The following is a 1,220-nucleotide window of genomic DNA, read 5'->3' as shown; positions in this document are numbered from 1 at the left end:
CCTGAATCTTGGGCAGGTATACATTCAGATTCACCGGCTCGTGGTCGATGGCTATATCCGCCGCCTTTACGTTCGCCCGCCGGTGTACCAACGGACAGGACGGCCGCTATCCGCATTGCTGCCGTCGCAGACAGGTGACGATCGACCAAGTAAGTGTTAAGTGTTCACGAGAAATTGGTTTGAAATTTGGTGCCGTACCCGGCCAGTAGTTCGGCCAGCTCAGCGTCGATGGTTTCCGTGGTCCAGGTAACGAAGCGTCGCCATCGATATTTCAGATGTCGCCAGGCGATTTCGATCTTATTGAGTTCGCCGATGCCTTAAATCTCGATCACGAGATCCGTGTATTTGGCCAGATGTCCGTCCGCTGTTACGAGCCGTAAAGGCTCGGTCATGGCCTGCGCAACGAGAAGCCGGTCGAACGGATCGCGATGAATGTCCGGCAGATCACGCACCATTGCAGCGTGTGCGACGCGTACCGGCAGCTCTGAGAAGCCGGCGGGCGAGATCTCTGCGACGAGTTCGTTCACGTCGACGTCGAGTTTCCCGAGGCCGGCCTTGATTGACGCTTCCCAAATGGTCGCGGCGCTAACAAAAACCTCATCGGCATCCATGATGAGCTTGCGAGCGCTCTTGGACAGCTTGCGGTCGTCCAGGACAGACCAAAGGTAGACGTGCGTATCCAGTAACAGGCGCATCACCGACCCTCGAACAAAGCCAGCACGTCGTCGGGCAGCGGCGCGTCGAAGTCATCAGCGATCTGCACCTTACCCTTCAGGCCGCCGAAGCGCCGTTTCGGCTTGACCGGCTCCATTGGGACGAGCCGAGCAGCGGGCTTGCCAGCCTTGGCAATCACAATCTCTTCGCCGCTGGCTGCGGCGTCGACGAGCCGTGAGAAGTTGGTTTTCGCTTCGTGGATATTGACCGTATACATGACATCCTTCATATGGACTAACATGAACTAAGTCTATATTAGTCCACCTTGGTCCGGCGGTCAATAAAAAAGCCGGCCGTATGCGATCCACGAACGCCCCCTCACTATCCGCGGGTTGGCTACCGCATTACAGAGGCCCGTCTCATGAGCCTGCCGCTTTCTTACGCCGCGAGTCGGCTTGCTGTCTGCCGTCGCGAAGAGAGGTGGCCGCGCAAATTCGGACAGACGGATAAGTGGTTTGGCCGGGGCCTTTGCCAGCGATAATGCTGGCAAAGGAACCGAGGAAATG

Annotated in this window: 2 protein-coding genes; both read right to left on the bottom strand. The window is 57.5% G+C overall.

Going from position 1 to position 1,220, the window contains the following annotated elements; all coding sequences use genetic code 11:
- Positions 1 to 317: 317 nt before the first annotated feature.
- Positions 318 to 695, bottom strand: coding sequence for a type II toxin-antitoxin system VapC family toxin (locus ACPUER_RS36775; protein ID WP_425133580.1), 378 nt, complete (start codon positions 693 to 695; stop codon positions 318 to 320).
- The gene (locus ACPUER_RS36770; protein WP_425133579.1) at positions 695 to 931 is read right to left on the bottom strand and encodes a type II toxin-antitoxin system Phd/YefM family antitoxin; all 237 of its coding nucleotides are present in this window, start codon (positions 929 to 931) and stop codon (positions 695 to 697) included. The genes ACPUER_RS36775 and ACPUER_RS36770 overlap by 1 nt, the downstream gene beginning before the upstream one ends.
- Positions 932 to 1,220 lie beyond the last annotated feature (289 nt).

It is taken from the genome of Burkholderia sp. DN3021 (assembly GCF_049805555.1).
In the GTDB taxonomy this organism is placed as follows: domain Bacteria; phylum Pseudomonadota; class Gammaproteobacteria; order Burkholderiales; family Burkholderiaceae; genus Burkholderia; species Burkholderia pyrrocinia_C.
This window is presented reverse-complemented; position numbering and strand designations above follow the sequence as displayed.